Origin of the sequence: Caballeronia zhejiangensis (assembly GCF_000698575.1) — a bacterium.
Lineage (GTDB): Bacteria > Pseudomonadota > Gammaproteobacteria > Burkholderiales > Burkholderiaceae > Caballeronia > Caballeronia zhejiangensis.
Genome location: NZ_JFHD01000077.1, coordinates 1 through 8,352 on the forward strand (window position 1 = coordinate 1; position 8,352 = coordinate 8,352).

At 61.2% G+C, this 8,352-nt stretch carries 6 protein-coding genes; 3 read left to right on the forward strand and 3 right to left on the reverse strand.

What is annotated here, in order from left to right:
• Nucleotides 1-1,346 precede the first annotated feature (1,346 nt).
• Nucleotides 1,347-2,201 carry a hypothetical protein gene (locus tag BG60_RS38615; RefSeq protein ID WP_144403659.1) on the reverse strand — a complete coding sequence of 285 codons (855 nt, stop codon included), beginning with the start codon at nt 2,199-2,201 and terminating at the stop codon, nt 1,347-1,349.
• A 923-nt stretch (nt 2,202-3,124) separates the two neighbouring features.
• Between BG60_RS38615 and tnpA the strand changes: the two genes are divergently transcribed.
• The 3 genes from tnpA (at nt 3,125) to tnpC (ending at nt 5,670) form a co-directional block, all read left to right on the forward strand.
• On the forward strand, nt 3,125-3,586 hold the full coding sequence (gene tnpA, locus BG60_RS37740; RefSeq protein ID WP_008344497.1) for an IS66-like element accessory protein TnpA: 462 nt from the start codon (nt 3,125-3,127) through the stop codon (nt 3,584-3,586).
• Nucleotides 3,586-3,939, forward strand: coding sequence for an IS66 family insertion sequence element accessory protein TnpB (gene tnpB / locus BG60_RS35690; protein WP_008344499.1), 354 nt, complete (start codon nt 3,586-3,588; stop codon nt 3,937-3,939). Before tnpA ends, tnpB begins: the two co-directional genes overlap by 1 nt.
• Nucleotides 3,940-4,029: 90 nt before the next feature.
• Nucleotides 4,030-5,670, forward strand: coding sequence for an IS66 family transposase (gene tnpC / locus BG60_RS35695; RefSeq protein ID WP_008344502.1), 1,641 nt, complete (start codon nt 4,030-4,032; stop codon nt 5,668-5,670).
• Nucleotides 5,671-6,170: 500 nt separating this feature from the next.
• On the opposite strand, the gene BG60_RS35700 is transcribed toward tnpC, so the two are convergent.
• Together BG60_RS35700 and BG60_RS35705 are read right to left on the reverse strand one after the other, a co-directional pair.
• Nucleotides 6,171-7,340 carry an IS91 family transposase gene (locus tag BG60_RS35700; RefSeq protein WP_008344701.1) on the reverse strand — a complete coding sequence of 390 codons (1,170 nt, stop codon included), beginning with the start codon at nt 7,338-7,340 and terminating at the stop codon, nt 6,171-6,173.
• 21 nt (nt 7,341-7,361) lie between these two features.
• On the reverse strand, nt 7,362-8,237 hold the full coding sequence (locus tag BG60_RS35705) for a tyrosine-type recombinase/integrase (RefSeq protein WP_008344704.1): 876 nt from the start codon (nt 8,235-8,237) through the stop codon (nt 7,362-7,364).
• Between the last annotated feature and the right edge of the window lie 115 nt (nt 8,238-8,352).

Sequence of the window (8,352 nt, forward strand, 5' to 3'; positions counted from 1 at the left end):
CGCCTCGAAGCGTGGCGCATCGACGGAGGCGAAGGCTGGCTGATCCGATGGTTTCACTTCGCAAGAGGCGGTGCGCGTCCCAACACGCGCCAGCATGGGTTCGAAATCACGAATCAGGGCCGCCAGATCATGCACTTCAGCCTGTAGCGGCTGTTGCCGCGCGAAGGATAAAAGCTGCTGCGTGAGTGCGGCGCCGCGCTCGATCGCGCGCCCGAGCGCGCGGCTTTATCGAAAAGGTATTGTCGTCGCACGTGATCACGGCATCGGCCCGTTCGACGTAGTCGGGCGCATACACAATCGGAATGACATTGTGACGCCGCGCGAGCCCCGCAATCGCGCGTAACACACGTTGGGCACGAGCCGCGACAGCCACGTGAACAACCGTGCATCGTGGCGAAACTGGCTCATCAAGATCTACGCATGCAGATCTACGCAACGTATCAGCGTTGTTGACGAGCCGAAAACCGGAATTGACACCCGCGGAACATAGAAGCGCGAGAAACTCCAGTCACTCTCTTCTGGATGAGCTGTCTGATCCGAACTCCATTGCACTGAAGCAATGCGAGAATTCCTGCAGACGACTGGCCGAAGTTGGCATCAATCGAGTCATTGGGGTGACTGCGCTTTCGAGCAACCGGATGACCGCTTTGGCCGCACGCGATCCTCCATTAGCAGGAGCAAGCAGTAAAGACAGCAATGTTGATGCGGCTCAACCGATTCGTGTCAGACGGGCGCAAGGTCTTTCGACGCGTGTCTGTCCGTCCCCAATCGGCAAGACATTCGTCATGTCAAAGCACCAGGAGCGTATGCATCTTCGCGTTATGCGTACATTGCAAGCTATGCCGGTCGGGCCTGTGGCCCGGCTAGGTCTACGGCAACGCCAGGACGGCCGCCTTACGGCGGCATCTTCGAAGCGGAGTCGACTCGTATCGACTTCCGCGGGCGAGGACAATCAGCATTGATCGAACCGTGTCATTACAGGATTTGTAGGCGACGGGAGTATCAAGACGAAACTATAGAGATAACTATCAATCTCACAATAGCTGCATTTCAGCGCTAAACTGGCCGGCATATCAACGCGTCTGCGCGCGCGGAATTTCGCCTTGCATGATGGCCTTAATCGGCACGCCTGAGATTTTTGAAGCGCCAACCTCCTCGCTTCGGCAGATGTTCAGGCGAACGGAATGCGTAAGCACGATGGAGCGAGACGGCGCACGATCGACCCCTGTTACCTTCCGCCTCGTGCAATAAACTCTGAGTCCCTCCAGATGAGCCGTCACCGTCAGCGAGCGCGTAGTACGGGTGAATAGCCTGAGACCAAAATACTGCCGCAGCCGCTGGATGCTCTACTGCATCGAGCGCGCGACGAGTCCCTTCGCTTCGTTGCTGCTCGAATCGATCGAAAGCGCAGTGTTGGCATTTTGCCAGGCACACATGGCACGCTCCTGCACGACGCAGCTACGTGCCGCTTGCAAGGCCGCATTGCGAGCCCTCTCCCGCGACAGCAAATCTTGCTTGAGCCGAAGGGCCTCGGGATTGTCCAGCTGCAACGAAAGCGCCCAAGAAATGCCAGACCGCGCCAGTTGTAGGTTGTTTTTTTGGAGACCGTCGTGCGCTCGTGCGAGGGCAAGCGGCATCAACTTCAGATTTTTGTCAGCGGATACCTTGTCAATCGGCGGCGGCGCTTCCGAGCTTGGGGCGATCGCCGGAACCTTCGGCATGGTCCTGGCCTGCGCGGGCTGATTCAAGTCGTTCGACGTCACCATGCCTCTTGCGGCGATCGATCTCGTCGGCTCCTCCTGCGCGTCATGGCTCTGAATCGAGAACAAGAGCCCCGATCCGCCGATCAGCACGAGGGCCGCCGCAAGCGTCAGCACTGCCCTCTTTTTCATGCTCCGACGACCGGCATCGCGGCGCGGTGGCGGATGGACCTCATCGTCGGGATAGACGGCGTCGTTCGATGCGAACGAAAATGCATTTTGCAGCGGCCATGGCGGCGGGTTAGCTGGACCATCAACACGCGTGTTCGGTGCGCCGTGCGCTGCCGCTCTGGGCTTCCTGGCGGCGGGCGCACTGTCGCCAACCACAAACCGCTCAGGCGCGCCGCAACGAGGACATGCCGAACTCGGCCGCAGCACCTTGCCACCGCAGCGTACGCATGTACCCGTGACACTTGAGGCACGAACGTCCTGTTCGTCCATCTAAACACTTCTCCTTGTGAAGTCGAACGAAACATCAGACCGGAGAAGTGCTTGATGCGACTGGCACGACGGGCACAGGTGGCCGTTCATTCGATATGGAAGGGCTGTCGTCGTCACGATGACTAGGTCGACTAGCGCTATTAGTTTAACATCGGCCGCCCGGGCGCGTCTTTACACCATCGCCATGGGTCGTTAGCGATAAAGCGACGGGACGCCTTAATACCGGAGGGCCGAAAAGGTCCTTGATCACAGTCAAACCGACCGCGTCGAAGCAGCAGTCGAATAGTCGAGTGAAACGCACGACCGATTCGGGCCGCGCGTTCTTCATTGCGCATAACAGTCAGGCCGTCGCCTTCGCATCCGACTCCAATCCAATCTAAGCCTTTGCTGCAGCGATACGAGGGGCTGGAGCCGAAAGCGGGCGTGTCGCCGCCCGTGGTGCCTCGCCAGCGTCGATCGCTTTCAGCATGCGTTGTAAGGATGAGCAAATGCTACCGAACTCATATCGGCGGCGTAGCGTGGCTGTTGGATGCGAACTGGCTTTAAACTAAAACTTCAAATCCGCTAGATTTGGAAATGACGGACGGCCGAAAGCCTGCCGCGTCGGCTATGCGGACACTCTGCGTCTCGCCGGAGCTTGGGCGTAGCGTGTTCTGCGTCAGCGTGATGGCGCGTTCGGGTGTGTTGGACTGTGCGCGTGGTCAAGCGATTCCGGGATCAGCGAACGCCGCAGCGAACGTCCACTGTCGATTAGTCTTCCATGCCGTCAACAGCGAGTTTCAGACGGCGTCGCACGGCGCTTTCCGCGACATCCCTGCCGCTCCTCTTAAGGTTTGTTCGTAAGCGGTAATTCCTCCGCATCTGGCGAACCCAACTGAGGAGGGTCAAGCTTGTGTCCGCAACCACAACTTGCGGACGCAAACATGACCCCAGACGATCTTGATTTCCTTCCTCTCAAAGTCACGCATATCGATGAAGGCGGCCGGCGCTGCTTTGATCCAGAGGACAAGCGCCGGTTGATCGAGGCGTGCCGAAGACCAGGCGCGTCTGTGTCCGGGCTGGCCCTCAAGGCTGGCGTGAACGCCAACCAGTTGCGCAAATGGGTCCAGCGCGAGCGCGGACCAGAGTGCCGCCGCACGGAGAAGCCTCTTGACGTCCACGTGCCGGCGTTCGTGCCGATCGTAGAGCTCGCGCCTTCCGGGGCGGCGACGTCCGAAGCCTTGCCAGCCTCAACGCGACGCGAAGCAATGCGGCCCTCGCACCGCCCGCCGTTGCCCTCACGCCTGGTGGCGCAGTTGCCCAACGGGGTGAGTCTTGAACTTGAATGTGGCCAACAGGATACGGCGCTGCTCACGGCAATGATCGACGCGTTGAGGAGTCGCTGATGCTGCGCTTCGCCGATGACCTGAGGGTCTACCTCTACCGCGAGCCGATCGACTTCCGTTGTGGCATCAATACCCTTGCCGCCCTGGTTGAGGACTCGATGCAGATGGACCCGCTCGCCCACGCCGTGTATGCGTTCCACAACCGCAAATGCGATCGCATCAAGCTCCTGCTGTACGATCGCACCGGATTCTGGCTGCTGCTGCGTCGGCTTGAGGAAGACCGTTTCGTGTGGCCGCGACGACATCAGGAGGTGATCGAACTGACGACCCAGCAGCTTCACTGGCTGCTCGATGGTATCGACATCGACGCGCTTTGCCGTCATCCTGTGCGCCATTACCAGCACGCCAGCTAGCCCGGTGCGTTGCACGTAAACAACGGGAGGTGCGCCTTTTACGAATTTAGGTAAACCTACGACGCGCCGCGCTTCGCTACCCTGGAGCGCATGAAGAATGCACCCGACCTCAAGCACGTACCTACGGGCGTTCAGGGCTATATCCACGCCCTCGAGGCGCGTGTAGCCGACGACGCGAAACACATCGACGAACTGAACCAGCGCGTAGAGCAACTTGAGGAACAGGTCCGCCTGCTGCAGGCCGAGCGTTACGCACCGAAAAGCGAAAAACGCAAGGATCGCGTGTTTGATGAAGCCGAGCAGATGGCACGGACCGAACCCTGCGACGAGGACGATGAGGGTGCCCAGCCCGCGCTGCCCGTCACCGGATTGCCCCCGGCCAGCCAGCCTGAACGACGCAAGGCCGGACGCAAGCCATTGCCCGCCTACCTGACGCGTGAACCAATCGAATACGATCTGCCGGAAGACCAGCGCGGCTGTCCCTGTTGCGGCAATCTGATGCATCGCATCGGCGAGGACGTCAGCGAACAGCTGCACGTCGAGGTCAAATGGACGGTCCGTAAAAACATACGTTCCAAATGGGCCTGCCGACATTGCGAGCGGCACGCCGAACATACTCCGGTCGTGCTTGCGCCGATGCCGGTTCAGCCAATCCCGGGCAGCCATGCGGACGCATCGGTGATCGCGACGGTCGCGACCGCGAAGTACGTCGACGGCATGCCGTTGTACCGGATGCAGGAGGCGCTCGCACGCTGGCAGATTCCGGTGAGTCGTGGCACGCTCGCCCATTGGGTCATTCGCCCCAGCGAACTGCACTACGGCCGCCTGTACGACGCGCTGCATAAAACTTTGCTGTCGCAACCGCTGATCCACGGTGATGAAACAACCGTGCAGGTACTCAAAGAGCCCGGCAAGTCCGCGTCGAGCAAGAGTTACATGTGGTGCTACCGCAGCGCGCAGGACTGCGCTGAGCCCGTGGTGTTGTTCGAGTATCAGCCGGGACGCGGTCAGGAGCATCCGAAGAAGTTTCTGGGCGACTACAGCGGCATGCTGATGAGCGACGGCTACAGTGCCTGGCGCACGCTCAAAAAGGCAACGCACTTCGGATGCATGGCGCACGCGCGCAGGCTGTTCGTCAAGGCGGACAAAGCGGCTACGAAAAAGACGGACTCTGGCAAGCAGAAGATGCCGAACGCTCGCGTGGCGAAGGCGCTTGAGTACTTCCAGGCCCTATACCGCGTTGAGGCACTGGCCAAAGGCGATCTGCCCGCCGGCCAGACACGTGCGGACTATACCTACGACTTGCGGCAAAAACACAGTGTGCCGCTGCTCGAGGCCTTCAAGGCGTGGCTCGATGAACTGGCACCGAAGGTGACGCCGCAGAGCTTGCTCGGCAAGGCGATTGCCTATACGCGCAACCAATGGGAATATCTCAGTCGCTACGTCACTGATGGTCGCGCCGCCATCGATAACAATGTCATCGAGCGCGACGTAAGGCCGTTTGCCACTTCGAGAAAATCGTGGCTGTTCAGTGACACGGTTGATGGCGCAAAGGCCAGCGCCACGATCTACAGCCTGGTGCTGACGTGCCGGGCTTGCGGCGTCGAGCCGTACGACTACCTGCTGCATGTACTCACGGAGCTGCCGCAGCGTGCGCCGGATGCGGATTTGACTGATCTGCTGCCGTTCAATTATGCGCGGCAACAGCAGGACAAGGCGGGGACCGGCTGACTCACAGGCCGCGCGCCGGTCATCGTGACTGCGCGCTTCCATCACCCTGATGCAGATTCACGAGTGGATATCAACCGCCGCGGTGCGGCTATGCTACGCTCGATCGTCACTTGCAAACAATTCTCGATACGGTGTGCTAAAGCTCGCGCTTACGTTTGTTCGACGCCTGCCTATGCCGCCTGCCCGCAAGCGCGAGAAAGCGTATGCGGGCAGGCGTTGGACAAACCTGAAGGGAGGAAACCGCGGAGTGCTCCGATGCAATAGGAGTTTTCGGGTCTATGGCGATTGATAGACCAGGAGAACCTGCGGAACTACGGGATGCGCGGTCCGGCGGTGTGCCGAGTGAACGCTAATGATGTGCCGACGGGGTGCAGTCGTGCAATCGTGATGTCGGATCGAAGGTGTGAGGGAATGCGGGGAGCGACAGGCGCGAACGTCCGCTCGTGGGCCCCGTTGCCGCAGAGCCGACGATGGGGTTGCTCGTCCTGGAACAGTTGCGTTCATGTCTCGGCCCGACGCGTGGGTGGTGCGCGGATCGGTGCGGTGCGCGCAAGGATATCGATGACGATCATCGGTGCGCCGCAGTGACGGCAGATGAAGGCAGGTCGCGTTTCGATGACGGTTTCGTGGGGTGACGGGTCGACTCCGGGCGTGACGTCCAGCAGTTCACGCACCTTCGCGAGACTGGCGCGGCGCACCGGGTTGGCAAGCAATCCGTAGTGACGGATACGATGGAAGCCGCTGGGCAACACATGGAGCAGGAAGCGGCGCATGAACTCGCCGGTTTCGAGAGTCATGGTCTTGTAGCGAGTGCGTCCCGTTGCACGGTAGTCCTTCCAGCGGAAGGTGACGCCGCGTTCATCGAATGCGAGCAGGCGCTGGTTGGAGATCGCCACGCGGTGCGTATAACGGGATAGATACGCCAGCACCGCTTCGGGTCCTGCAAAGGGGCGCTTTGCGTAGACGACCCATTCGCAGGCACGTAGCGGTGCAAGCCAGGCGTCAAAGACAGCTGGGTCGGCCAGTTTAGCGTACTGGCTGAAGAACTGCAGGTGGCCATGCCGGTGTGCGTCCGTAAGCGCTTCGAGGAAGCGCCTGCGGAACAGGCGCGAGAGCACACGCACCGGCAGGAAGAAGCCGGGCCGGCAGGCGATCCACCGCTGACCATCGGGCGACAGCCCACCGCCGGGGACGATACCGTGCACGTGCGGATGATGCGTGAGCGCCGAGCCCCAGGTATGCAGCACGAGCGTGGCGCCGATGTTGGCACCCAGATGCTTCGGATCAGCGGCGATGGTGCGTAGCGTCTCGGCGGCGATATCGAACAGCAGCCCGTAGATGATGGCCTTGTTGTACCAGGCGATGGCGCTGATGGGCGCAGGCAGCGTGAAAACGACGTGGTAGTACTCCACCGGCAGCAGGTCGGCCTGACGCGCGTCGAGCCAGCGGCGCGCGGCGCTCGCCTGGCACTTTGTGCAATGGCGGTTACGACATGAGTTGAAGGCGACTTCGATCTTTGCGCAATCTGAACAGCGCAGCACATGCCCGCCCAGCGCCGCGGTGCGGCACTGTTCGATGGCCGACATGACCTTCAGCTGCCCCAGGCTGAGCGACACCGTGCGTCGCCATACCGGACCTTGGGCGCGGAAGATGTCCGCGACTTCGAGCATGAGGTACTAAACTGCGCCGCGTTACTTGGAAGGCAGACGCTCCAGCGGACTGATGACTTGGCGCAGCAGGTCGGTGGCGACCTGCACGTAAAGCGCGGTGGTCTCGAGCTGCTTGTGGCCAAGAAGTACCTGGATTACGCGAATATCCACCTTCTCTTCGAGCAGGTGCGTCGCGAAACTGTGTCTCAGGGTGTGCGGAGTTACGCGCTTGTCGATCTGCGCGGCCTCGGCGGCGGCGTGAACGGCACGGTTCAGTTGCCGCGTGTTGAGCGGATCGACGGGATCCATCCCGGGAAATAGCCAGCCGCCATCGAGCATGCTGCCTTGGGCACGGGCAACGCGCCACCAGACTCGCAGGCGTTCGAGCAAGACCGGCGAGAGCATCGCATAGCGGTCGCGACGACCCTTGCCCTGCTCGATGCGCAGCGTCATGCGCTGGCTGTCGATGTCGCTGACCTTGAGTGCCACCACTTCGCTCGCGCGCAATCCGGCGCCGTAGGCGACTGACAGCGCGGTCTGGTGCTTCAGGTTGCCGGCTGCTGCGATCAGCCGCCGCACCTCTTCGGGGCTAAGCACCACCGGGAGCTTGCGAGGCACGCGTACCGGCTGCATCCGGGCCATCAGTTCAGGCTGGCCGAGCGTCACGTCGAAGAAGAACTTCAGCCCGCTGATCGCCGAATTGAGCGATACCGGCGAGGTGCCGTGATCGACCAGATGCAGTTGGTAATTCCGGAGGTCCTCGACAGTAGCAGTATCGGGTGAACGCCCGAGATACTTGGCAAACTGGCGTACGGCACGCAGATACCCGGACTGGGTCTTGGGTGCGAACTTGCGCATGCGCATGTCATCAACCATGCGCCGGCGCAACGGGCTGACGCCCGGATCGGAGGAGGTCATGATGGGGCTCCTGCTGGAGAACGAGGCGGATTGCCTCAGTCACCAACATAACCACCGGCGCCACTGACCTGTCATTCCCTGCCAGAGACGGGACGGAGCCCCATACCGCGCGAGC